The sequence below is a fragment of the Mycobacterium sp. NGS40 genome (assembly GCF_059812735.1).
In genome coordinates this window covers 1-23,349 of sequence record NZ_JCALDG010000026.1, presented here as the reverse complement: position 1 = coordinate 23,349, position 23,349 = coordinate 1, and the positions used below count along the sequence as shown (strand labels likewise).

Genomic DNA, 23,349 nt, shown 5'->3' with positions numbered 1-23,349 from the left:
TCAGTCGTGGTACGGCTCGGCGCTCACCAGCGTGACCTTGACGGTGTTGCCGTTGGGCACGGTGTAGCTGCGCGTCTCGCCGACCTTGGCGTCGATCAGGGCCTCACCCAGGGGCGACTTGGGTGAGTACACCTCGAGCTTGCCGTCCTTGACGCCCTCCTGGCGGGTGGCGATCAGGAAGGTCTCGGTGTCGGACTTGTCGCCGTCGTAGTAGACCTTGACCACCGAACCGGGCAGCGCGATACCGGACTGCTTGGGCGCCTCGCCGACTTTGGCGTTGTTGAGCAGGTCCTGGAGCTGGCGAATGCGCGCCTCCTGCTGACCCTGCTCTTCGCGGGCGGCGTGGTAGCCGCCGTTCTCCCGCAGATCGCCTTCCTCGCGGCGGTCGTTGATTTCCGCGGCGATGACGGGACGATTCGCGATCAGCTGATCAAGCTCAGCCTTCAGCCGGTCATGTGATTCCTGGGTCAGCCAGGTCACCTGAGTGTCCGTCATCGTGTCGTGCTCCTCGTCGTATTTCTCCGCGTAACCGCGTGAGCTTCTGAACTCCGGTAAAGGGAGTGTCTGTGTCCCGCCCCGTGCTGCCGTGCCGTTGTGCTCACGGCCGCTAATGCAGCAATACACGGTCCCGGGAGGAACCGTGCATTCATCCATGTTACCACCGTGGAAACAGCCGATGACGTCATTTGAGCTTCGCCTTTGTGTCCGGTCAGGCTGCGCGCAGGTAGCCGGGCACGTCGGTGCCGCATCCGTAAATGTCCGCCATCGCCGGTGGTTGTGAGGACTTCACCGTCGTCGTGACTTGCACCGTGGCCTGCGCGGACGGCCCGACCAGTAGCTCGCGTCGGCCCGTCTCGCTGCCGTCCTTCGCGCGGACCCGCACGATGCAGTCCACCGGCCGCGACGGATCAGATCGCGTCACGCTGATCGTGACCGACGCCGTTTCCTGGTCGACCACCTGGTAACCGGCCAGCGAACCCGAGACATCGCTGGTTCCCAGCCGTTGGTAGCCGACGACCGCGATGCCGATACCGGCCGCGAGAACCAGCACACCCAGCGCGATCGCGACCCGGCGCCGCGAGACCGCAGACAGGCGCGCGCGCCCGTAGCGAGCCTCGGGGCGGGGAATGGAAGTCTGGGTCATGGCTGTTTCACGGGTGGGCTTATGTGCTGCCGGAGGACGGCCGACAGCATGCAACATCGGGAAACTGGAATTATAGGGTCCTTATAGGCTCGAGGGGAGACCAGCGGACCGACAAGGGGACACGTGAGCGAACTGCGGTTGATGGCGGTGCACGCACACCCCGACGACGAATCCAGCAAGGGTGCGGCCACACTCGCCCGGTATGCCGACCAGGGTCACCGCGTGCTGGTCGTGACGTTGACCGGTGGCGAGCGCGGCGAGATCCTCAACCCGGCGATGGACCTGCCCGACGTGCAGGAGCACATCGCCGAGATTCGCCGCGACGAGATGGCCAAGGCCGCCGAGATCCTCGGCGTCGAGCACACCTGGCTCGGCTTCGTCGATTCCGGTCTGCCCAAGGGTGATCCGCCGCCGCCGCTGCCCGACGGCTGCTTCGCGCTGGTGCCGTTGGAGGAGTCCGTCGAGGCGCTGGTGCGCGTCGTCCGCGAGTTCCGTCCGCATGTGATCACCACCTACGACGAAAACGGCGGCTACCCGCATCCGGATCACATTGCCTGCCATCAGGTTTCGGTCGGCGCCTACGAGGCGGCCGGCGATCATGCCCGATTCCCGGACGCCGGTGAGCCCTGGGCGGTGTCCAAGCTGTACTACGTCCACGGCTTCGTGCGACAGCGGATGCAGCTGCTGCACGACGAGGCGATCAAGCACGGTCACGAACCCCCGTTCCAGAAGTGGCTCGAGTACTGGAAACCCGAGCACGATCCGTTCGAGTCCCGGGTGACCACGCGGGTCGAGTGCTCGGAATACTTCAGCCAGCGCGACGACGCGCTGCGCGCGCATGCCACCCAGATCGACCCGAAGGCAGACTTCTTCGCCGCCCCGATCGCCTGGCAGCAGCGGCTGTGGCCGACTGAGGAATTCGAGTTGGCGCGCTCGCGGGTGCCCATCCGTTTGCCCGAGGACGATCTGTTCAGCGGAATCGAGAATCACTCGTGAGACACCTTTTGCTCACGGTGATCGCTGACGGGACACCCCAGCACACCGGGCCCGACTTCGGCAAGGCCAGTCCGATCGGGTTGCTGGTCGTCGTGCTGCTGTTGATCGCCACCTTATTTCTGCTGCGATCGATGAACAAGCAGCTCAAGAAGGTGCCCGAGTCGTTCGACCCCAAGCATCCCGAGCCCGATCAGGCGGCCGACGAGGGCACCGACACCGTCGGGCCACCCCGCGACGAGGCGACGGGGCCGGCGAACGGGTCGGTGTCAGGACCCGGCGATGAGCCCGGCTGAATCGTCGTCGGTCAATACTCTCGGGCTGGCTACCAGCCCTTATTTGCGTCAACACGCCGACAACCCGGTGCACTGGCAGCAGTGGACTCCCGAAGCGATGGAAGACGCCGCGCAACGCGATGTGCCGATCCTGCTGTCGATCGGCTACGCCGCGTGTCACTGGTGTCATGTGATGGCCCACGAATCGTTCTCCGACGACGAGGTGGCGGCGGCGATGAACGCGGACTTCGTCTGCGTCAAGGTCGACCGCGAGGAACGCCCGGACATCGATGCGGTCTACATGAACGCGACCGTCGCGCTCACCGGGCACGGCGGTTGGCCGATGACGTGTTTTTTGACCCCGGACGGGCGGCCCTTCTTCTGCGGCACCTACTACCCGAAAGACGGTTTTCTGCAACTTCTTTCGGCTGTCACCGAAACCTGGCGGCAACGCCGCGGCGAGGTCGAGGAGGCATCCGGCCACATCGCCGGTGAGTTGCGCAAGGTGTCCGGGGCCCTGGTGGGGCTGCCCTCTGCAGGCCCGGACGTCGACCCGGCACTGTGTGATCACGCGGTCGCGGCGGTGCTGGGCGAGCAGGACACGGCGCACGGCGGGTTCGGGGGCGCGCCGAAGTTCCCGCCGTCGGCGGTTCTGGAGGCACTGCTGCGCAATTACGAGCGCACCGGGTCGTCGTCGGCGCTGGAGGCCGTCGAACGCACCGGCAATGCGATGGCGCGCGGCGGCATCTACGACCAATTGGCCGGGGGATTTGCCCGCTACAGCGTCGACAACGCTTGGGTAGTACCGCATTTCGAGAAGATGTTGTACGACAACGCGCTGCTGTTGCGCGCCTACGCGCACTGGGCCCGGCGCACCGGCGATCCGTTGGCCCGCCGGGTCACCGCGCAGACCGCGCGATTCATGCTCGACGAATTGGCCGACGGCGACATGTTCGCCTCGTCGCTGGACGCCGACGCCGACGGCCGCGAGGGATCCACCTACGTCTGGACGCCGCAGCAGTTGACCGAGGTGCTCGGTCCCGACGACGGCCCTTGGGCCGCTGAGGTTTTCGCGGTCACCGAGTCCGGGACTTTCGAACACGGCACGTCGGTGCTGCAGTTGCCCGGCGATCCCGACGATCCGCAGCGCGCCGAACGTGTGCGGGCCGCGCTGCTGGCCGCCCGGCACACCCGAGCCCAACCCGGTCGCGATGACAAGGTCGTGACGTCGTGGAATGGCCTGGCGATCACCGCGCTGGCCGAGGCCAGCGTGGCCCTGGCAGACCCCGAGTTGGCCCGGGCGGCGCGGCGGTGCGCGACGGCGTTGCTCGACCTGCATGTGGTCGGCGGCCGGCTGCGGCGGGCCAGCCTCGGCGGGGCGGTCGGCGAGAGCGCGGCCATCTTGGAAGACCACGCGATGCTGGCCACCGGGCTGCTGGCGCTGTATCAGCTGACCGTCGAGGACGTGTGGCTGACGGCGGCGTGCGAGTTGCTCGACACCGCGTGCGAGCATTTCGCCGATCCGCAGCGACCCGGCCGATGGTATGACACGGCCGACGATGCCGAGCAGCTGATGCTGCGCCCGGCCGACCCGCTGGACGGGGCAACCCCGTCGGGCGCGTCGACGATCACCGAGGCGCTGCTGACCGCGGCGCATCTGGTCGGCAGTGTCGACGCACCGCGCTACCTGCGAGCGGCGACCGAGGCGCTGGCCGCGCACTCGGTACTGCTGGCCAAGGCCCCGCGGTCGGCCGGGAATTGGATTTCGGTGGCCGAGGCCGCGGTCCGGGGCCCGCTGCAGATCGCGATCGCGTGCCACTCGCCGCGGTCACCCCTGCTGATCGACGCCCGCCGGCTCGCACCCGGCGGGGCGATCGTGATGGGCGGAAAGATGGACTCGTCGGCGCTGTTGGTCGGCCGGGACCGGGTGCGCGGCGCCGACGCCGCCTACGTGTGCCGCGGCCGGCTCTGCGATCTGCCGGTGACCCGGTCGGCCGACCTGGCCGCGGCACTGGCCTCGCCCGCGCGGTAGCGCCTCAGAACACCACGAACCACATCGCGATGTAGTGGCAGATCGCCGCTACCGCGGTGCAGGCGTGGAAGAACTCGTGGTATCCGAACGTCGACGGCCACGGGTCGGGCCAGCGCAGCGCGTAGAGGATGCCGCCGATGCTGTACAAGGCGCCGCCGACGAACAGCAGCACCATCGCGGCCACCCCGGCGTTGTGCAGGATCTCGCCGGTGTACCAGACCGCCACCCAGCCCAGCAGGATGTAGAGCGGCACCCCGACCCAGCGCGGCGCCGACGGCCACAGCATTTTCAGCAGGATCCCGGCCGCCGCGCCGCCCCACACAATCCAGAGCACCACGTGCCCGTCGTGTGGCGACAGCGCCAGCAACGCGAACGGCGTATAGCTACCGGCGATGAACACGAAGATCATCGAATGGTCGGCCCGCTTCATCCACTTGGTGGCGGTGGCCGACTTCCAGTGCACGCGGTGATACGTCGCGCTGACGGTGAACATGATGATGGTTGCGAAGGTGTAGAGCAGCGTCGCCAGCCCGGCCCGGGTGGACCCCACCGCCCAGGACACCGCGACCAGCGATGCGCCCGCGAAGACGGCGGTGCCGGCGGAATACACGTGGATCCAGCCGCGGAAGCGCGGCTTGGTCAGCACCCGGGTGACGCCGTCGACGAGCTGCTGCGCGGCGTTGGCAGCGTGTCCCTGCGATTCGGGCTGCGGCGGGGCGGCCGTGCGGGTCTCGGTCCTCATATCGGTCAACGTTAGCGTTCGCGGCCGGAAGGCGATCTGTGACTTGCGCCGAGATCGCCGGAAATTCCGCTCCGGAATCGGCTGCCGCTCACAGTAGGGTGGATCCTCGTGGAGATCATTCCGCCGCGGCTCAAAGAGCCGTTGTATCGGGTGTACGAGCTGCGGCTGAAGCAGGAACTGGCCGGCTCGAAATCCGAGCTACCGCGGCACATCGCCGTGCTGTGCGACGGCAACCGGCGATGGGCGCGCGACGCGGGATACGACGACGTCAGCTTCGGCTACCGGATGGGCGCGGCCAAGATCGCCGAGATGCTGCGATGGTGCCAGGAAGCCGGCGTCGAGATGACCACGGTCTACCTGCTCTCCACCGAAAACCTGCAACGCGATCCCGATGAGCTGGCCGGGCTGATCGAAGTCATCACCGATGTCGTCGAGGAGATCTGCGCGCCGGCCAACCGGTGGAGCGTGCGCACGGTCGGCGACCTGGAACTGCTCGGTGACGAGCCGGCCCGCCGGTTGCGCGACGCGGTCGAATCCACGCCCAGCGTCGCGCCGTTTCACGTCAATGTCGCGGTCGGCTACGGCGGGCGCCAGGAGATCGTCGGCGCGGTGCGCGCGTTGTTGAGCAAGAAACTCGCCAATGGCGCCACGGCTGAGGAGCTCGTCGAGGCGGTGACGGTCGACGCCATCTCCGAGAACCTCTACACCTCCGGGCAGCCCGACCCCGATCTGGTGATCCGCACCTCGGGCGAGCAACGGCTGTCCGGATTTCTGCTCTGGCAGAGCGCCTATTCGGAGATGTGGTTCTGTGAAACGCACTGGCCGGCGTTTCGTCGGGTCGACTTCCTGCGTGCGCTGCGCGATTACAGTCTGCGCAATCGCCGGTACGGCAAGTAGGGCTTAAGCCGCAGGTCGCCGGCATGCCACACTGGGGAGATGGCTGCGCTGTCGGCGGTGGTGTTCACGCTGAGCGCCTGGCTGGGCCTGTATCTGGCGGCCCGTGATCCGCGCAAACCGGTCCTGGTGTTGGCGGCGATCGGGCTGTGCGGGTTTGCGCTTGTGGTGGCGCTGGACGCGGTGCGGACCGCCAGCCCCGCGTCGGCGCAGCTGCTCAGCCGCGTCGAGATCTACCTGGCGACCGTGCCCGGCGTGGCGTGGTTCGCGGTGCTCGTCGAGCTGTCCCGGCCCAGCGACGGCTGGCGGGCTCGTACCCGCGAGCTGCTGCTGGTGGCCGGGGTCGCCGCGCTGACCCTGTGCGGGGCGATGCTGGCCGGAAGCGTGGACGGCCCGCTGCGGCCGGGGCACTGGCTGATGTTCGCGGTGATCTCGGTGTCCACCCTGGGCGCGATGGTTGTCGCGCTGCGCCGACCGCGACGGCCGCGGCCGGCCGTGGGGCTCGCCATCACCGCGACCCTGTTCTTCGCGCTGGGCAACGCCATCCTGATCATTCCGCTGGGCCTGGTGCCCAGCTGGGTTGCGCTGGCGTCGACGAGCTGCGACGTCCTCGGGCTCGGGATCGCCGTCGCCCTGTGGGATGCGTTCGACGAGGGCCAGGCGTTGCGCGCCGACATGCTGCGATCGTTCGCCGGTTCGGTGGCGGTGGCGGCGCTGTTCGGCGGCCAGGCGCTGATCGGGCTGGCGGTGACCCGCGACGACCCCGCCGCGCAGACCGCGCTGACCGTGCTGCTGTTCACCAGCGTGGCGGTGGCGATCACCGTGCAAGTGCTCGCCGATCCGCTGGCCGGGGTGCTCGACCGGCTGGCGTTCTCGAAATCGCCCGCGCTGCGGGCGGATCGGGCCGCGCTGCGGCATACCGGGGCGGCGTTGCCACTGCGCCAGGAGCATCCGCTCGCGGACGTCGACGACGTCACGTTCGTCAGGCTCACCCGCCGCGCCCTGGGGCACTACGGCGATCTGAGCAAGCTGGTCGCGAGTCCGCTGACGGCGCTGCCGGTGATCGACGAGCGGCTGGCTGCCCGCGGCGCACCCGACCATCCCGTCGAGCGCGCCAACGAGCTCAAAGCCGTGCTCGCCGACGGCATTTCGCGGTTGAAGCCGCGTGACGGCGGCGATTTCGGAACCACCGAAGAGTGGCGGTACTACAACTCGCTGTATTTCCCGTACGTCGTCGGGGTGCGCGCCTACGCGCAGAACGCCACCGCCTCGGGCCTGGATCCGACCGCGCGACAGGCCTGGCAATGGTTCGTCACCGAGGTCCCGCAGCGTTCGCTGCACAACTGGCAAAACGCCGCGGCCCGGCTCATCGCCGCCGATCTGCGCGGGCGTGTCGCCGTCCCAAGCGATTAGCTCGACACCTCGTTTCTGCCCAATCTGTACAGCCTTCTTCGTTTCCCGGATGACAACGCCGGTTGTTATGGCGACGTGCGCCATCTTCGGGTGAACTGGCAACGAATACGGGTAGGTGCGGCCGGATGGCCGCGCCCACACCATTTGAGTCTGCAAGGGGGACTTATGTTTTCGCCAACACTTCCGCCCGCCCAATTCGCGCGGGGCCTTGAATTCGCCCGCCATCACGTCGGTCAGCTCTACCAGCGCATGGTCCCGCCGCAGGCCGCGATGATGGAAATGATCACGAATGCCTGGGCCGCGCAAGCGATTACCGCTGCGGCCGATCTCGGCATCGCCGATGCGCTGGCCAAGAGGCCGTTGAACGTCGACGAGTTGGCCGATGCGGTCGATGCGGATGCCGACACCGTCAGTCGTCTGCTGCGGGCGCTGATCTCACGTGGCATATTCCGCCGTCGCCGCGACGGACGTTACGACCTCACCCCGCTGGCGGACACGCTGCGCACCGACAGTGACGGGTCGCTGCGCGCATTCGCGCGCTTCGTGGGATCACCACAGGAACGCGAGCATTGGAGCCGCCTCACGGACTCGATTCGCACCGGCCGGGCTGTCATCCCGGAACTGCGCGGCAAGCCCGCCTTCGAATACATCGTGGGGGAGCCCGAACTCGACGCGATCTTCAACGACGCCATGACCGACCTCTCCGAACTTGAAATCCCGCCGGTCGTCGCGGGCTACGACTTCAGCCGTTGCGGGACGATCGTCGACGTCGCAGGTGGACATGGCCGGCTGCTCGCCGCGATCCTGAACGCCACACCACAAGCCCGGGGCATCCTGTTCGACCAACCACACGTTGTTTCGGGTGCCCCGGCATTGCTCGAGGAGCACGGTGTCGCGGATCGCGTCAAGCTGGTCGAAGGCTCTTTCTTCGAATCGGTCGCCGACGGTGGCGACGCCTACCTGCTCAAGCACATCATCCACGACTGGCCCGACGACGAGGCCGTGCGGATTCTCCGCAACATCCGCAACGCCGCCGGGGTGGGAAAGCAGGTCTTGATCCTGGAATTCGTGATGCCGCGGCACGGCCGTGAATTCCCAGGCAACTGGCTGGATTTGGAGATGCACATCGCGGCGGGCGCTCGCGAGCGCACCGCGGCCCAATACGGCCGGCTGCTGAGCCGCGCCGGTTTCCGGCTGACGCGGGTGGTCGAAACAGCCTCATCGCTGAGCATCGTCGAAGCGGTCGCCGTGTAAAGCCACATTCGCCGCCGAGCACGGGAATACCTGGCGGTAATCCCTGGTCATTTCTTCCGTGGCAGGAGTTGGCAGTGCCACGCGTCGATATGGCAGTGCTCCGGCGGGACGCTCGAACCAGTTCGACACAAACCGTCATCGCAAGGAGTAAGCCAATGTCCGCTATCACCGGTATGCCGACCAGACCCCTGTACGACGCGACCGACTCGCTGTTGCGCTTCGCGATGCGTGCAGATGCCACTTTGACGGGACTGTGCGGTCTCGCCATCGCCTTGATCGCAGACCTGAGCTCCAACCTGGAATACGGCATCGGCGCCCTGTTCCTGCTGTACGGCCTGGTGGTGTACGGCCTGACGGGCCTGCCCGACCTGCGCGGAGCCGGCGTCGGCGTCGTCGTCGCGAACATCGTGGTCGCGCTCGGCTGCGCCGTGGCCGTCGAAGCGGTGCCGATGACCGCGACCGGGGTAGCCGCGACGCTGGCCATCGGCGTCTACGCCGCGGCCTTTGCCTGGCTGCAATACCTGGGGGTGCGTCGATTGCCCGCGTAGGCGCCGTTTCCGGACTCTCGGTGGCGTCAGAGCTTGCGCAGCCGTAACCGGTTGATGGAGTGGTCGGCGTCCTTGCGCAGCACCAGGGTGGCGCGGGGACGGGTAGGCAGAATGTTCTCGACCAGATTGGGCCGGTTGATCGAGCGCCAGATCTCGCGGGCGGCGGCGACCGCCTTGGTGTCGTTGAGGGCCGAGTAGTGATGGAAGTGCGATGCCGGATCGGCGAAGGCCGTGCTGCGCATCGCCAAGAACCGGGAGACGTACCACTGTTCGATGTCTTCGATCCGGGCGTCCACGTAGAGCGAGAAGTCGAACAGGTCCGACACCATCAGGGTCGGACCGGTTTGCAAGACGTTGAGGCCCTCCAGGATCAGGATGTCCGGATGGCGGACCACGTGTTTGGCTCCCGCGATGATGTCGTAGCGCAGGTGTGAGTACACCGGCGCACACGCGTAGTCGGAGCCCGATTTGACCGAGGTGACGAACCGCATCAGCGCCCGGCGGTTGTAGCTCTCCGGAAAGCCCTTGCGGTGCATCAGGTTTCGCCGGTCCAGCTCGGCATTCGGGTAGAGGAAGCCATCGGTGGTCACCAGGTCGACGCGCGGGTGGTGATCCCATCGCGCCAGCAACGCCTGCAGCACGCGCGCGGTCGTGGACTTCCCGACCGCCACACTGCCGGCCACGCCGATGATGAACGGCACCGGCCGGTCGGGGTTCTGCTGCGGTTCACCGAGGAATTCCGCAGTGGCAGCGAACAATCGCTGCCGCGCCGCGACCTGAAGGTGGATGAGCCGGGCCAGTGGCAGATACACCTCTTCGACCTCGAGGAGGTCGATCTGCTCGCCGAGACCACGCAGACCGACAAGCTCCTCTTCAGTGAGGGCCAGCGGCGTCGACATACGCAACGCGCGCCACTGCTTTCGGTCGAACTCCACATATGGGCTCGGCTCGCTCAGCCGGGGCATAGTGCCAGTGTGGCAGGGACGATCCCGCGCCAGACGGCTGGGCTGGTAAACGGCATGGATCGCGGACCGGACGGGTGCTGGGCCAACCGCTGACCACGCCGGCGTTGCCGGCCGACTAGTCTCGTTCGCATGTCAGCCGACTCGACCCACACCGCCATCTCCACCACGTCACCGGGCGCCGAATACGCCGACACCGCGACCGCCGCCTACCGAGCCGCACTGCAGGTGGTCGAGTCCGTCGAACCCCGCATCGCCGCGGCGACGCGCAAAGAGCTCGCTGACCAACGTGATTCGCTGAAGCTGATCGCCAGCGAGAACTACGCGTCGCCCGCGGTGCTGCTGACGATGGGGACCTGGCTGTCGGACAAGTACGCCGAGGGCACCATCGGGCACCGGTTCTACGCGGGTTGTCAGAACGTCGACACCGTGGAAAGCGTCGCCGCCGAGCACGCCCGTGAGCTGTTCGGTGCGCCCCATGCCTACGTGCAGCCGCACTCGGGCATCGACGCCAACCTCGTTGCCTACTGGGCGATCCTGGCTACCCGGGTCGAGGCGCCGGGTCTGGCCGAGCTCGGCGCCAAGCACGTCAACGACTTGTCGGAGGCGGACTGGGAGCAGCTGCGCGCCAAATTGGGCAATCAGCGGCTGCTGGGCATGTCGCTGGATGCCGGCGGCCATCTCACGCACGGCTTCCGGCCCAACATCTCCGGCAAGATGTTTCACCAGCGCAGTTACGGCACCGATCCCGACACCGGGTTCATCGACTACGGCGCCGTCGCGGCCGCTGCGCGTGAGTTCAAGCCGCTGATCCTGGTGGCGGGCTACTCGGCCTACCCGCGCCGGATCAATTTCGCGACGATGCGGGAGATCGCCGACGAGGTCGGCGCCACCCTGATGGTGGACATGGCGCATTTCGCCGGCCTGGTCGCGGGCAAGGTGTTCACCGGCGACGAGGATCCGGTGCCGCACGCCCATGTCACGACGACGACGACCCACAAGTCATTGCGCGGTCCCCGCGGCGGCCTCATCCTCTGCCAACCCGAATACGCCGACGCCGTCGACAAGGGCTGCCCGATGGTGCTGGGTGGGCCGCTGTCGCACGTGATGGCGGCCAAGGCCGTCGCGCTGGCTGAGGCGCGGCAGCCCGCGTTCCAGGCCTACGCGCAGCGGGTCGCCGACAACGCCCAGGCGCTGGCCGACGGCTTCCTCAAGCGCGATGCCCGGCTGGTCACCGGGGGCACCGACAACCACATCGTGCTGCTCGACGTCACCTCGTTCGGCCTGACCGGGCGTCAAGCCGAGTCGGCCCTGCTCGACGCCGGCGTGGTGACCAACCGCAACGCCATTCCGGCCGACCCGAACGGCGCCTGGTACACCAGCGGGATCCGGCTCGGCAGCCCGGCGCTGACCACCCGCGGCTTCGGTCCGGACGAATTCGACCGGGTGGCCGAGCTGATGATCGAGGTGCTGGCCAACACGGCACCGCAAGGCAGTTCCAAGGCCAAATACTCGGTGGCCGACGGCACCGCCGAACGGGTCAACGCGGCCGCCGCCGAATTGCTGGCCGCCAATCCGCTGTACCCGGGTCTTACGGTCTAGATTCTGCAAGTCGGCCGCGACACGGCGCGGCCCGCTTTATTTAACCTGTGTCGATCGGTTACAGTAACCGCATGGCACAGAAACCTGTCGCTAATGCGCTGACCCAGGAACTCGAGCCGGTCGTCGAGGCCGAAATGGACCGCCACCTGTCCACCGACGACATCTGGTTCGCCCACGACTACGTACCGTTCGACCGGGGCGAGAACTTCGCCTTCCTCGGCGGACGCGACTGGGACCCGTCCAGCATGACACTGCCCCGGGAATTCACCGACGCCTGCGAGATCCTGCTGCTGCTCAAGGATGACCTGGCCGCTCACCACCGCGAGCTGGTCGAGCACTTCATTCTCGAGGACTGGTGGGGCCGCTGGCTGGGCCGTTGGACCGCCGAAGAGCACCTGCACGCCATCGCGCTGCGCGAATACCTGGTGGTGACCCGTGAGGTCGATCCCACCGCCAACGAAGAGGCGCGCGTCGAGTACCTGATGCAGGGTTACCGTGCCGACCACTACACCCAGGTGGAGACCCTGGTGTACATGGCGTTGACCGAGCGCACCCACGCCGTCTACTGCCGTAATCTGGCCGCCAAACTCGAGGAGCCGATTCTGGCCGGGCTGGTCGACCGGATCTACCGCGACGAGGTGCGCCACGAGCTGTTCTTCTCCAACCTGGTCGCGCACTGCCTGAGGTACACCCGCGACGAGACGATCGACGCGATCGCCAAGCGCGCGGCCGAACTGCAGGTCGTGGGTGCCGACATCCGCGCCTACCAGGACAAGGTGCGCAACGTCGAGGCCGCCGGAATTTTCGGGCCCGCCGATCTGCGCCAGGCGATCGCCGACCGCATCACCGACTGGGGCGTCGCTGACGAGCCCAGACTGCGGCAGTTCGTCGCCGGCTAAGCCGGCCGTCGCGAGCGTCCACGCGGCTCGCGGTCCTCATCACATCTCGGCCTCGGCGCGCCTGCGCTGCTGCGAAGCGGCGACGAGAGTAGCGTCATTCTCGATGGTCAGCGTCTTGCTCAGCTGCCAGGGCGGCACCTCCGTCACCACAACGGGAAGGACCGGCCCCGGTCCTGGTGTCGCAGTTCCCGCCGACATGCCTGTGCGGGTCCGCGCGGGCTTATCCCGCTCGAGGAGCGCTACGTGACCGAAATCCGGACCTACGTGATCGACACTTCCGTGCTGCTGTCCGACCCGTGGGCATGTAGTCGGTTCGCCGAACACGAGGTGGTGGTCCCGCTGGTGGTGATCAGCGAACTGGAGGCTAAACGCCACCACCATGAGTTGGGATGGTTTGCTCGACAGTCGCTGCGATTGTTCGACGATCTGCGCTTGGAGCACGGACGGCTCGATCAGCCCATTCCGGTTGGGACACAAGGCGGTACGCTGCACGTCGAGCTCAACCACACCGATCCGAGCGTGCTGCCGGCCGGTTTCCGGACCGAGAGCAACGACTCCCGGATCCTGAGCTGCGCGGCCAACCTCGCCGCCGAAGGCAAGCGGGTGACGCTGGTCAGCAAGGACATTCCACTGCGCGTCAAGGCCGCCGCGGTGGGCCTGGCCGCCGACGAGTACCACGCGCAAGACGTGGTGGCCTCGGGCTGGTCGGGAATGCAGGAGATCGAGACCGCGGCCGAGGACATCGACGCGCTCTTCGCCGACGGCGAGATCGATCTGGTCGAAGCGCGAGACCTCCCGTGCCACACCGGAATTCGACTGCTGGGCGGCAGCTCGCACGCGCTGGGCCGAGTGACGGCGGCCAAACGTGTGCAGCTGGTCCGCGGTGACCGCGAGGTGTTCGGGCTGCGCGGGCGCTCTGCCGAGCAGCGCGTCGCGCTCGACCTGCTGCTCGACGAGTCGGTGGGCATCGTGTCACTGGGCGGCAAGGCCGGAACCGGCAAGTCGGCGTTGGCCCTGTGTGCCGGTCTCGAGGCGGTCCTGGAACGGCGAACCCAGCGCAAAGTCGTGGTGTTCCGTCCGCTGTACGCCGTGGGCGGTCAGGAGCTGGGCTACCTGCCCGGCAGCGAGAGCGAGAAGATGGGCCCCTGGGCGCAGGCGGTCTTCGACACCCTGGAAGGCCTGGCCAGCCCGGCCGTCCTCGAGGAGGTGCTGTCGCGCGGCATGCTCGAGGTGCTGCCGCTGACCCACATTCGCGGGCGCTCGCTGCACGACTCGTTCGTGATCGTCGACGAGGCGCAATCGCTGGAACGCAACGTCTTGCTGACCGTGCTGTCCAGGCTGGGCACCGGGTCGCGCGTGGTGCTCACCCACGACATCGCCCAGCGCGACAACCTGCGGGTGGGCCGCCATGACGGTGTCGCGGCCGTGATCGAGAAGCTCAAGGGTCACCCGCTGTTCGCGCACATCACCCTGCTGCGCAGCGAGCGCTCGCCGATCGCCGCGCTGGTCACCGAGATGCTCGAGGAGATCGCCGGGCCGCACTGAGGCGGACTTTTCCTACTCGAGTGTGCATCCAGGGCGCACTGGACGCACACTCGACGCCCAGGTCGCACACGCGAGGGCGAGTAAGCTGCCAGGGTGCCGAAACGACCCGACAGCCAGGCCTGGCGCTATTGGCGGACCGTGTTGGGTGTCGTGGCCGCCGGTGCGGTGCTGGTGATCGGCGGCCTGACCGGTCACGTGACGCGCGCCGACAATCTGAGCTGCTCGGTGGTCAAGTGTGTCGCGCTGACGTTCGACGACGGGCCGAGCCCGTTCGACGGTCGCCTGCTGCAAGTCCTGAAGGACGCCGACGCCAAGGCCACCTTCTTCGAGATCGGCAACAAGGTGGCCGCCAACCCGGCCGGTGCCAAGCGCGTCGCCGACGCCGGCATGGAAATCGGCAGCCACACCTGGGAACACCCCAACATGACGACCATCCCGCCCGAAGACGTCGCCGCGCAGTTCGCCAAGGCCAACGACGCGATCAACGCCGCGACCGGGCGCACCCCGACGCTGTACCGTCCGGCCGGCGGGCTGTCCACGCCCGACGTGCGCCAGACCGCCGCCCGCTATGGGCTTGCCGAAATCCTCTGGGATGTCATCCCTTTCGATTGGGCAAACGATTCGAACACCGCCGCGACACGGTACATGCTGATGACCTACATCAAGCCCGGCTCGGTGGTGCTGTTCCACGACACCTACTCGAGCACCGTTGACCTGGTGTACCAGTTCATTCCGGTGCTCAAGGCCAACGGCTATCACCTGGTGACGGTCAGCGAACTGTTAGGGCCGCGAGCGCCCGGCAGCAGCTACGGCAGCCGGGAGAACGGGCCGCCGGCCAACGAGCTGCACGACATCCCGCCCGCCGACATTCCGACGCTGCCCAACACCGCGTCACCCAAGCCGATGCCGAACTTCCCGATCACCGACATCCCGGGCCAGAACTCGGGTGGGCCGAATAACGGTGCGTGAGCTCCGCGCGGCTACCTTTAGGGGGTGAGCACAGCGGACGGGCGGCAGGCGCGAGAATCGCGCGATCCCGCGGCGATATCCGAGGCGCCGCAGCGTAAGTCGGCCCGCAGACTGTTGACCGAATACGGGGTCGACCTTGCCCTGTCGTACATCATCGCCGTCATCGACGTCGCCGCCATCCTGATTCCACTGCGGGGACACACGTCCGCGGCCACCAGCGTCGTCTTCACGCAGAAAGACACCGTGATCGTGGTGGCGCTGGTGGTCCTGGGCATCGTCGGCGTCGCGGTGGCCGGAGTGTTCAGCCTCCTTCCCACAGTGCGCTGGTATGCCGCCGGCCAGGAACCCACCACCGCGCAACGGGAAGTCGCGATGCGGCTGGCCGGACGGCAGACGGTCATCCTGGTGGCGGCTTGGGGTGTGGCCGGCGGCGTCTTCGTATTGCTCAATCTCGGTGGTGGCCCAGCCCTGTTGCTTCCGATGGCGCTCGGGGTGGTGCTCGGTGGTCCCGCCGCCGCGGGCACCGGGATGCTGCTCGCGCAACGGACCTTGCGCCCCATCATGGGTGCGGCGACCCAGGGGCTCGAGCCCCGGTTGGCGGTGCCCGGCGTGTTCGCACGACTGGTCATGCTCTGGTTTCTGGTCAGCGCACTTCCGATCGGCGTCATCGCAACCCTGGTGGTGCTGCGCACCTACGGTTGGCTGATTCAGAAGTCCGCCTCGCTGGACGTGCCGATCCTGGTGGTGTCACTGGCCGCGCTGCTGCTCGGGCTGCCCACGATGATCCTGACGTCGCGATCGATTTCGGACCCGATCGGCGAAGTCGTCGACGCGATGGCTCAGGTCGAGCGCGGTAACATCGACACCACCGTCGGCGCGTACGAAAGATCCCAAATCGGGCGCCTACAAACGGGATTCAACCGCATGGTGGCCGGACTTGCCGAGCGTGACCGGCTACGTGACCTGTTCGGCCGTCACGTCGGGGCCGACGTCGCTCAGCGCGCGATCGAGGAGGGTGCGTCGCTGTCGGGCGATGTGGCCGAGGCGGCGGTGCTGTTCATCGATCTGGTGGGTTCGACTCAGCTCGCGGAAAGCCGTCCGCCCCAAGAGGTTGCCGACGTGCTCAACGACTTTTTCCGCATCGTGGTCGACGCCGTCGACGAGCACGGCGGCCTGATCAACAAATTCGCGGGCGACGCCGCGCTGGCGGTCTTCGGGGTACCGCTGCACACCGGCGAGCCGTCATCGGCGGCACTGGCCACGGCGCGCACGCTGGGGACCCAACTGCGGCGCCTCCCCGTGGATTTCGGTATCGGGGTGTCGGCGGGCCGGGTGTTCGCCGGCAACATCGGCGCCGAAAACCGTTATGAATACACGGTAATCGGAGATGCGGTCAACGAAGCCGCACGCCTGGCGGATCTGGCCAAGACTTCGGATCGGCGCATCCTGTGCTCAGCGGCGGCCATCGACCGGGCCGACGAGGCCGAACGGGGTCACTGGGTCCAGTGCTATTCCACCGTGTTGCGCGGCCGCTCCGAGGCCACCCATGTGTCGGCGCCCGCCTGAAACCGCCTTACTTGGAGACCTTCAGCGATCCGATCACCTGGCTGAGCAGTCCGGCCGAGGCGGAATCGCCGATCGGCGTTGCGCCCAGGAAGATGGTGACCGGCTTGGTGTCGACCGCGATGATGACCACGGAATCGCCCTTCACCTTGCGGGCGGGGTCGGCGATCGTGACATCGGCGTCCACCCGGGCCGCCTTGATCCCCTCCACCGTGATCGACGACTTCTTGATCGGCCCCAGCGTCGGTGAGGCGTTCGAATAGCCGGGGCCTTCGGCCACGCAATTCATCAACTTCGCGGCCTGCGTGCTGACGTCCATGCTGGGAACGAAGTTGGTGATCGCGACCTCGGCCTGCATCACCCACTGGCTGGCGCCGGGCACCTCCTGCGCTAGCCCCACTGCGCCAATGAGATTCGGAGTCTGGTCATCCGAGAACGGCATCCATCCGGGTGCCGCAGTGGCCGGAAACGACAACTTGCCCGCCTTGATCGGCGCGCCGCCAGCGGGCTTATCGCCACCGGACACATTGGGCGTGCAATCGCTCGCGGTCTGACCCGAACCACCCGGCTGCTGCGACGTCGGCGCGGCGGTCGTCGTCGACGGATTGGCTTTGGGCCCCTTGGGCTCGTTGTTCAGGCTGACGACCAGGATCACCACCAGCGCGATGACGCCCAGCACCGCGATGCCGGCGACGATCAGCCACGGCATGTTGGACCGAGGCCCGTTCGGCGGCGGTCCCGGTGGGTAGGAGCCGGGCGGCCAGCCGGGGGGATACTGCGGTGCCCCGGTCTGACCGTAGGGCTGACCCTGATACGAAGGATCCATCCCGCCTTGCGGATTGGTGAACGGACCGGTCGGCGGGTAGGGATACGCACCGCTCTGCGGCCCCGAGTAGGGGCCGCCGGGCGGGTAGGGCGCAGGGCCGCCGGGCGGGTAGGGCGCAGGGCCGCCTTGCGGTGGACCACCCCAATATGGGCCCTGCCCATACGGATTCGCGCCGTACGGATCCTGCCCGTACGGATCCTGCCCGTACGGACCGCCTGGAGGAACCGTCATTGCAGAACCACCCCCACTTTATTTCGCCGGTTTGACCTTGGCCATCGCCAGCACGTCTAGCCGGCGGTCCAGTTCCTCGATCGACAACTTGTCGCCGATCAGGCCGCGGTCGATCACGGTCTGACGGATCGTCTTGCGCTCCTTGAGCGCTTGCTTGGCTACGGCGGCGGCTTCCTCGTAGCCGATGGCCGAGTTCAAGGGGGTCACGATCGACGGCGACGACTCCGCCAACTCGCGCAGGTGCCCTTCGTTGGCCTTCAGGCCGACGATGCAGCGCTCGGCGAACAACTTCGACACGTTGCTCAGCAGCTTGAACGACTCCAAGATGTTGCGGGCCATCATCGGGATGTAGACGTTGAGTTCGAACGCGCCCGACAAACCGCCGACCGCGACGGCGGCGTCGTTGCCGATCACCTGGGCGGCCACCTGCGTAACCGCCTCTGGCAGAACCGGATTGACCTTGCCCGGCATGATCGAGCTACCCGGCTGCAGATCCGGCAGCTGAATCTCGCCCAAACCGGTCAGTGGCCCGGAGCCCATCCAGCGGATGTCGTTGGCGATCTTGGTCAGTGACACGGCGATGGTGCGCAGCGCACCGGACGCCTCCACCAGTCCGTCGCGCGCCGCCTGAGCCTCGAAAGAGTTTGTCGCCGTGCGCAATTCGGCCAGGCCTGTCGACGCGATCAGCGCCTCGACCACCTTGGCGCCGAAGCCGTCGGGAGCGTTGAGCCCGGTGCCCACCGCGGTCCCGCCGATGGCCAGCTCGCCGAGGCGCGGCAGCGTGGCGCGCACCCGCTCGATCCCCGCCTCGATCTGTCGGGCGTAGCCGCTGAATTCCTGGCCGAGCGTGACCGGGACGGCGTCCATCAAGTGGGTGCGGCCCGACTTGACCACGGTGTGCCACTCGCGTGCCTTGGTCGCCAGCGCGTCGTGCAGTATTTCCAGCGCCGGGATCAGGTGGCGCACGGCGGCTTCGGTCGCCGCGATATGGGTGGCGGTCGGGAAGGTGTCGTTGGACGACTGCGACATGTTGACGTCGTCGTTGGGGTGCACCGTGACGCCGTTGGCGGCCGCGATGGACGCGATCACTTCATTGGTGTTCATGTTGGAGCTGGTGCCCGAGCCGGTCTGGAAGACGTCGATCGGGAACTGGTCGTCGTGTTTGCCGTCGGCGATCTCGGCCGCCGCGGCGATGATCGCGTCGGCCTTCTCCGGCGCCAGCAGTCCCAGGTCGGAGTTGACCTGTGCGCAGGCGCCCTTCAGCAGGCCCAACGCGCGGATCTGAGTGCGCTCGAGGCCCCGGCCCGAAATCGGAAAGTTCTCCACAGCGCGCTGGGTTTGCGCTCGCCACAACGCTTTTGCGGGTACACGTACCTCGCCCATGGTGTCGTGCTCGATGCGATATTCGGCGCTTTCGGCCATGAATTAGTTCCTCTTCGTTGGGGTGTGCTAATCGCGGTTACGGCAGGGGGTAGGCAGCGGTACTGTCGCCGGTGAAGTCGATCGCGGAGTATTCGTTGAGCTTCGAAAGCCGGTGGTAGGCCTCGATCATGCGAACGGTTCCCGATTTGGACCGCATCACGATCGATTGGGTGGTGCAACCGCCCGGGTAGTACCGGACGCCCTTGAGCAGATCGCCGTCGGTAACCCCGGTGGCGCAGAAGAAGACGTTCTCGCCGGACACCAGATCCTCGGTGGTCAGGATCTGGTCCAAGTCGTAGCCGGCGTCGAGCGCCTTGCGGCGTTCGGCGTCGTCGCGCGGCGCCAGTTGCGCCTGGATTGCCCCGCCCATGCAGCGGATCGCCGCGGCGGCGATGATCCCCTCCGGGGTGCCGCCGATGCCGGCCAGCATGTCGGTTCCCGATTGGGGCCGACACGCCGAGATGGCCCCGGCGACGTCGCCATCGGTGATCAGCCGGATGCGGGCACCGGTGGAGCGGGCGTCTTCGATGAGCTGACTGTGCCGCGGCCGGTCCAGGATGCACACGGTCATGTCCCGCACCGAAAGATCCTTGACCTTGGCGACCGCTCGGATGTTGTCGGCGATCGGCGCGGTGATGTCCAGCACGTGGGCGGCTTCGGGCCCGACGGCGATCTTGTTCATGTAGAACACCGCCGACGGGTCGAACATCGCTCCGCGATCGGCCACCGCCAGCACCGAGATGGCGTTGGGCATGCCCTTGCTCATCAGCGTGGTGCCATCCACCGGGTCCACGGCGAAGTCGCAGTCTGGGCCGTCGCCGTTGCCGACCTCTTCGCCGTTGTAGAGCATCGGCGCCTCGTCTTTTTCGCCTTCTCCGATGACGACGACCCCGCGCATGGACACCGAGTTGACCAGTTCACGGATCGCGTCGACGGCCGCACCGTCGCCGCCCTCCTTGTCGCCACGGCCGACCCAGCGGCCGGCGGCCATCGCGCCGGCCTCGGTGACCCGGACCAGTTCCAGGGCCAGGTTGCGGTCTGGGGCCTCGCGACGTGCCCGTACCTGCGGGTCGGAGCCCGCGGACGCGGTCGAAGACGAACCGGATCCGGCCGATGCTGTCATGGTTGCTGATTCTCCCAGAAGCTGATCGGTCCGCTGGATCTGGGCTGTGGCTGCCAACGGCGGGCTGGGATACTGGTGGGGTGACCGACGAGCAGCCCTCCAGTATCCCGGCCGAGCAGGCCGGTGAGCCGGTGCCGGCCGCCAGGCCCGCCAAACCCCGGTTGCTGCAGGACGGCCGCGACATGTTCTGGTCGCTGGTGCCGCTGGTGATCGGATGCATCCTGCTGGCGGGCATGGTCGGGATGTGTTCGTTCCAGCCGACCGGGCCGAACAAGGGCGCGATTCCGTCGTACGACGCGGCGTCTGCCCTGCGTGCCGACGCTCAGACGCTGGGCTTTCCGATCCGGATGCCGCGGCTGCCCGAGGGCTGGCAGCCCAACTCCGGCGGCCGCGGCGGCATCGAGAACGGGCGGATGGCCAATGGTCAGCGCCTGGCCGCGGCCACCTCGACGGTGGGATACATCGGACCCACCGGAATGTATCTGAGCCTGACGCAGAGCAACGCCGACGAGGACAAGCTGGTCGGCTCGATCCATCCGTCGGCGTATCCGACCGGCACGGTCGACGTCGGGGGAACGAACTGGATTGTCTATCGCGGTTCCGGTGACAGCGGTGCCGACGCCGAGCCGGTCTGGACCACCAGGCTGACCAGCCCGGGCGGAACCGCCCAGATCGCGATCACGGGTGCCGGAAACACCGATCAGTTCCGTACGCTGGCGGCGGCGACGCAGTCGCAGTCGCCCCTGCCGACCAGCCGATAGGAGCGACGCGCGTGAACGCACCCGAAGCGGATTTGTCCGGGTGGGTGGTGGCACCGTTCACCGGTGGCGGCTACACCCATGACGTCTACCGCAAGGGTGCCGGGCCCGGAGTGGTGTTGATTCCCGAGATCCCCGGGATCCATCCCGGGGTGCTGGGCCTGGGCAATCACTTGGTGGACAACGGATTCACCGTCGCCATCCCGTCGCTGTTCGGCGTGCCGGGCAGGGCCAAGACGACCGGGTCCATCGTGGAGGTCATCGCGCGGACTTGTGTGGCAAAGGAATTCGCGGCCTTTGCGACGAACAAGGAGCGGCCGGTGTCGCAGTTTCTGCGTGCGCTGGCCCGTGATCTCAAGGCGTCGACCGCAAGTAAAGGCGTCGGCGTGATCGGCGAATGTTTCACCGGCGGCTTCGCGCTGGCCGCCGCCGTCGACGACAGCGTGCTGGCGCCGGTGCTCAGCCAACCGTCGGTGCCGTTTCCACTCGGCCGGACGCGGCGCAGCGATCCGGGCCTCAGTGAGTCGGAGCTGGCGGTCGTCGCCCGTCGTGCGGCCGATGAAGGTCTGTGCGCCATGGGCCTGCGTTTCAGCGAGGATCCGGTGGTGCCCGCCGAACGGTTCGCGGCGCTCAAGCAGCGGCTCGGCGACGCGTTCGAGGTGATTGAGATCGACTCGAGTCCCGGCAACGCACACGGCTTCGCAAAGTCGGCGCATTCGGTGCTGACGTCCGAGGTTCGCGAAGTCGACGGCCATCCGGCGTACGAGGCCCGCAAGCGGGTCGTCGAATTCCTCACTGAGCGGCTGACTTAACTCCCGGCTTGTTGCCAGTGCGGCGTGGCAGCCAGCCGCGGCGCGCGGGTGGGTCGTCGTCCGGGTTTACCAGCTCGACGTCCTGATAGACCGCCAGGTAGACGTCAAGAGTCGTCACGATCAGGATCATCAGCACCGGGCCGATGACGATGCCCCAGGGTCCGAACATGGCGATACCGGCGAACACCGATAGCAGGAACAGCGCCGAATTCAGCCGGGCGTCGCGCGGTACCAGGACGGGGCGCAAAACGTTGTCGATGTTGGTGACCACCAGCAGATGCCACAAGATCACGAATGCACCACCGAATATGTTGCCGTAGAACAGCATTCCGATGCCGAATGGCATCGTCACGATGCCGCCACCCAACGGAATGATCGACAGGGCGGTGAGCAGAATCGCGAAAATGAAGAAACCGTGGTGGAATCCGGCGATGTAGATCGACCCGGCGCCCGCGACACCTTGACACAGTGCGATAACGAACTGACCGAACACGGTGCCGCGCACCATCGCACCGGTCTTCTTCAGATACAGATCGGTGACTTCCTCCCCCAGCGGGTTGAGCTGACCGAGCAACGTGCGCAAGCTCTCTCGATGCACCAGCAGTGCGAGAAAAAGGTAGAGAAAGATGATCCCGTTCGTGATGGCACCGAAGGCGCTCCCCGCAGCACCCTGTAAGGCGTGCAGCAGTCCTTGACCGATGTTCTGCGCGCCGGTGACCATCGCCTTTCGCAGCATCTCCGCATTAATCGTGATGTGCAGGAACGGAACTCGAGCCGCCAGGTCGTTGACGATGTGCAGGACTTTGTCACCGAGCCCGCTGAGGTCGGTGGTCTTGACCCACCCGGAAATGCTGTCGATCATCCGGGAGACCTGGACGACGGCCAGCACGATGAACAGACCAACTGGCACGATCACCATCGCGAGCGCCGACAACAACGTGAAGGTTGCCGACAGGCCGGTGCCGAAGCGCTTGTTGAACCAATTGAACAGTGGCGTGAACAAATACGCGCCGACGGCGGCGACCACGATCAACACGAAATAGTCGCGCAGGAAGTACGCGCCGAACAGCAGCGCGATCAATGTGACTACCGCCAGCGCACGCTTTTGAGTGAGCGTGAATTCGGTGTTCATAGCCAACCCGCCGCCCTCCACGTCGCCGTTGAGCTGAACCTTAGCCTTGCCCGATAGCGGTCGCGTCGTATGGCCGTCTACCGAGATCGGTTAGCTGCTCAGGCTAGTGCGCATGTCGGCGCGGCGCTAACGAGTCGTTTGTTGCCCCTGTGTGTTTGAGCTTCAGCATCGGGCCGGGTTAGTTGGTTGGTGGTGGTTGGGGTTGGAAGG

The 23,349-nt window shown here is 67.0% G+C and carries 22 protein-coding genes and 1 pseudogene; 14 read left to right on the top strand and 9 right to left on the bottom strand.

Annotated features, from left to right (window positions below):
- On the bottom strand, positions 1 to 495 hold the full coding sequence (gene greA, locus AC5Y5O_RS27105) for a transcription elongation factor GreA (RefSeq protein ID WP_096289794.1): 495 nt from the start codon (positions 493 to 495) through the stop codon (positions 1 to 3).
- Positions 496 to 709: 214 nt separating this feature from the next.
- Positions 710 to 1,144 (bottom strand): DUF4307 domain-containing protein, encoded by a 435-nt coding sequence (locus AC5Y5O_RS27100; RefSeq protein ID WP_096289793.1) that lies wholly within the window; start codon positions 1,142 to 1,144, stop codon positions 710 to 712.
- Positions 1,145 to 1,267: 123 nt separating this feature from the next.
- Here AC5Y5O_RS27100 and mca point away from each other — a divergent pair, with 123 nt between their 5' ends.
- Genes mca through AC5Y5O_RS27085 form a run of 3 tightly spaced genes read left to right on the top strand, consistent with a single transcriptional unit; the run spans position 1,268 to position 4,444 of the window.
- Positions 1,268 to 2,140 carry a mycothiol conjugate amidase Mca gene (mca, locus tag AC5Y5O_RS27095; RefSeq protein ID WP_096289792.1) on the top strand — a complete coding sequence of 291 codons (873 nt, stop codon included), beginning with the start codon at positions 1,268 to 1,270 and terminating at the stop codon, positions 2,138 to 2,140.
- The gene (locus AC5Y5O_RS27090; protein WP_096289791.1) at positions 2,137 to 2,433 is read left to right on the top strand and encodes a hypothetical protein; all 297 of its coding nucleotides are present in this window, start codon (positions 2,137 to 2,139) and stop codon (positions 2,431 to 2,433) included. Before mca ends, AC5Y5O_RS27090 begins: the two co-directional genes overlap by 4 nt.
- The gene (locus AC5Y5O_RS27085; protein WP_500028143.1) at positions 2,420 to 4,444 is read left to right on the top strand and encodes a thioredoxin domain-containing protein; all 2,025 of its coding nucleotides are present in this window, start codon (positions 2,420 to 2,422) and stop codon (positions 4,442 to 4,444) included. Before AC5Y5O_RS27090 ends, AC5Y5O_RS27085 begins: the two co-directional genes overlap by 14 nt.
- Positions 4,445 to 4,448: 4 nt before the next feature.
- On the opposite strand, the gene trhA is transcribed toward AC5Y5O_RS27085, so the two are convergent.
- Complete coding sequence (gene trhA / locus AC5Y5O_RS27080) at positions 4,449 to 5,186, bottom strand: PAQR family membrane homeostasis protein TrhA (protein ID WP_096289789.1); 738 nt, start codon at positions 5,184 to 5,186, stop codon at positions 4,449 to 4,451.
- A gap of 108 nt (positions 5,187 to 5,294) precedes the next feature.
- Here trhA and AC5Y5O_RS27075 point away from each other — a divergent pair, with 108 nt between their 5' ends.
- From AC5Y5O_RS27075 to AC5Y5O_RS27060, 4 genes are all read left to right on the top strand, one after another.
- Positions 5,295 to 6,083, top strand: coding sequence for a (2Z,6E)-farnesyl diphosphate synthase (locus AC5Y5O_RS27075; RefSeq protein WP_096289788.1), 789 nt, complete (start codon positions 5,295 to 5,297; stop codon positions 6,081 to 6,083).
- A 39-nt stretch (positions 6,084 to 6,122) separates the two neighbouring features.
- Positions 6,123 to 7,493 carry a hypothetical protein gene (locus AC5Y5O_RS27070; RefSeq protein WP_096289787.1) on the top strand — a complete coding sequence of 457 codons (1,371 nt, stop codon included), beginning with the start codon at positions 6,123 to 6,125 and terminating at the stop codon, positions 7,491 to 7,493.
- 165 nt (positions 7,494 to 7,658) lie between these two features.
- Positions 7,659 to 8,747, top strand: a complete 1,089-nt coding sequence (locus tag AC5Y5O_RS27065) for a methyltransferase (RefSeq protein WP_096289786.1) — start codon at positions 7,659 to 7,661, stop codon at positions 8,745 to 8,747.
- A gap of 155 nt (positions 8,748 to 8,902) precedes the next feature.
- Positions 8,903 to 9,295, top strand: a complete 393-nt coding sequence (locus AC5Y5O_RS27060) for a hypothetical protein (protein WP_096289785.1) — start codon at positions 8,903 to 8,905, stop codon at positions 9,293 to 9,295.
- A gap of 26 nt (positions 9,296 to 9,321) precedes the next feature.
- On the opposite strand, the gene coaA is transcribed toward AC5Y5O_RS27060, so the two are convergent.
- Positions 9,322 to 10,260 (bottom strand): type I pantothenate kinase, encoded by a 939-nt coding sequence (coaA, locus tag AC5Y5O_RS27055; RefSeq protein ID WP_036471193.1) that lies wholly within the window; start codon positions 10,258 to 10,260, stop codon positions 9,322 to 9,324.
- Between the two features lie 129 nt (positions 10,261 to 10,389).
- Between coaA and AC5Y5O_RS27050 the strand changes: the two genes are divergently transcribed.
- Together AC5Y5O_RS27050 and AC5Y5O_RS27045 are read left to right on the top strand one after the other, a co-directional pair.
- Positions 10,390 to 11,859, top strand: a complete 1,470-nt coding sequence (locus tag AC5Y5O_RS27050) for a glycine hydroxymethyltransferase (RefSeq protein ID WP_096289784.1) — start codon at positions 10,390 to 10,392, stop codon at positions 11,857 to 11,859.
- 71 nt (positions 11,860 to 11,930) lie between these two features.
- A complete protein-coding gene (locus tag AC5Y5O_RS27045; protein ID WP_096291330.1) occupies positions 11,931 to 12,758 on the top strand; it encodes an acyl-ACP desaturase in 828 nt (275 codons plus the stop codon).
- A gap of 39 nt (positions 12,759 to 12,797) precedes the next feature.
- Here AC5Y5O_RS27045 and AC5Y5O_RS27040 read toward each other — a convergent pair whose 3' ends face one another.
- Positions 12,798 to 12,956, bottom strand: coding sequence for a hypothetical protein (locus AC5Y5O_RS27040; RefSeq protein WP_165796467.1), 159 nt, complete (start codon positions 12,954 to 12,956; stop codon positions 12,798 to 12,800).
- 45 nt (positions 12,957 to 13,001) lie between these two features.
- Between AC5Y5O_RS27040 and phoH2 the strand changes: the two genes are divergently transcribed.
- From phoH2 to AC5Y5O_RS27025, 3 genes are all read left to right on the top strand, one after another.
- Positions 13,002 to 14,303 (top strand): RNA 5'-3' helicase PhoH2, encoded by a 1,302-nt coding sequence (phoH2, locus tag AC5Y5O_RS27035; RefSeq protein ID WP_096289783.1) that lies wholly within the window; start codon positions 13,002 to 13,004, stop codon positions 14,301 to 14,303.
- Between the two features lie 93 nt (positions 14,304 to 14,396).
- Positions 14,397 to 15,272 carry a polysaccharide deacetylase family protein gene (locus AC5Y5O_RS27030; RefSeq protein WP_500028137.1) on the top strand — a complete coding sequence of 292 codons (876 nt, stop codon included), beginning with the start codon at positions 14,397 to 14,399 and terminating at the stop codon, positions 15,270 to 15,272.
- A 114-nt stretch (positions 15,273 to 15,386) separates the two neighbouring features.
- Entirely contained in the window at positions 15,387 to 16,838 is a 1,452-nt protein-coding gene (locus tag AC5Y5O_RS27025) for an adenylate/guanylate cyclase domain-containing protein (RefSeq protein WP_500028175.1), read from the top strand.
- A 7-nt stretch (positions 16,839 to 16,845) separates the two neighbouring features.
- Here the strand turns inward: AC5Y5O_RS27025 and AC5Y5O_RS27020 are convergent, their stop codons facing one another.
- From AC5Y5O_RS27020 to glpX, 3 genes are read right to left on the bottom strand one after another with little or no spacing between them, the layout of a single operon-like run.
- Complete coding sequence (locus tag AC5Y5O_RS27020; protein ID WP_096289781.1) at positions 16,846 to 17,892, bottom strand: hypothetical protein; 1,047 nt, start codon at positions 17,890 to 17,892, stop codon at positions 16,846 to 16,848.
- An 18-nt stretch (positions 17,893 to 17,910) separates the two neighbouring features.
- Entirely contained in the window at positions 17,911 to 19,314 is a 1,404-nt protein-coding gene (locus AC5Y5O_RS27015; RefSeq protein ID WP_500028134.1) for a class II fumarate hydratase, read from the bottom strand.
- A 37-nt stretch (positions 19,315 to 19,351) separates the two neighbouring features.
- The gene (glpX, locus tag AC5Y5O_RS27010; RefSeq protein WP_103175421.1) at positions 19,352 to 20,437 is read right to left on the bottom strand and encodes a class II fructose-bisphosphatase; all 1,086 of its coding nucleotides are present in this window, start codon (positions 20,435 to 20,437) and stop codon (positions 19,352 to 19,354) included.
- An 80-nt stretch (positions 20,438 to 20,517) separates the two neighbouring features.
- Between glpX and AC5Y5O_RS27005 the strand changes: the two genes are divergently transcribed.
- Positions 20,518 to 21,198, top strand: a complete 681-nt coding sequence (locus AC5Y5O_RS27005; RefSeq protein WP_423790932.1) for a DUF4245 domain-containing protein — start codon at positions 20,518 to 20,520, stop codon at positions 21,196 to 21,198.
- Between the two features lie 11 nt (positions 21,199 to 21,209).
- Positions 21,210 to 22,007 (top strand): dienelactone hydrolase family protein, encoded by a 798-nt coding sequence (locus tag AC5Y5O_RS27000; RefSeq protein WP_096289779.1) that lies wholly within the window; start codon positions 21,210 to 21,212, stop codon positions 22,005 to 22,007.
- Here the strand turns inward: AC5Y5O_RS27000 and AC5Y5O_RS26995 are convergent.
- Positions 21,984 to 23,139, bottom strand: a pseudogene (locus AC5Y5O_RS26995) (AI-2E family transporter); the annotation flags it as partial. The gene AC5Y5O_RS27000 and the pseudogene AC5Y5O_RS26995 overlap by 24 nt on opposite strands.
- Positions 23,140 to 23,349: the final 210 nt, after the last annotated feature.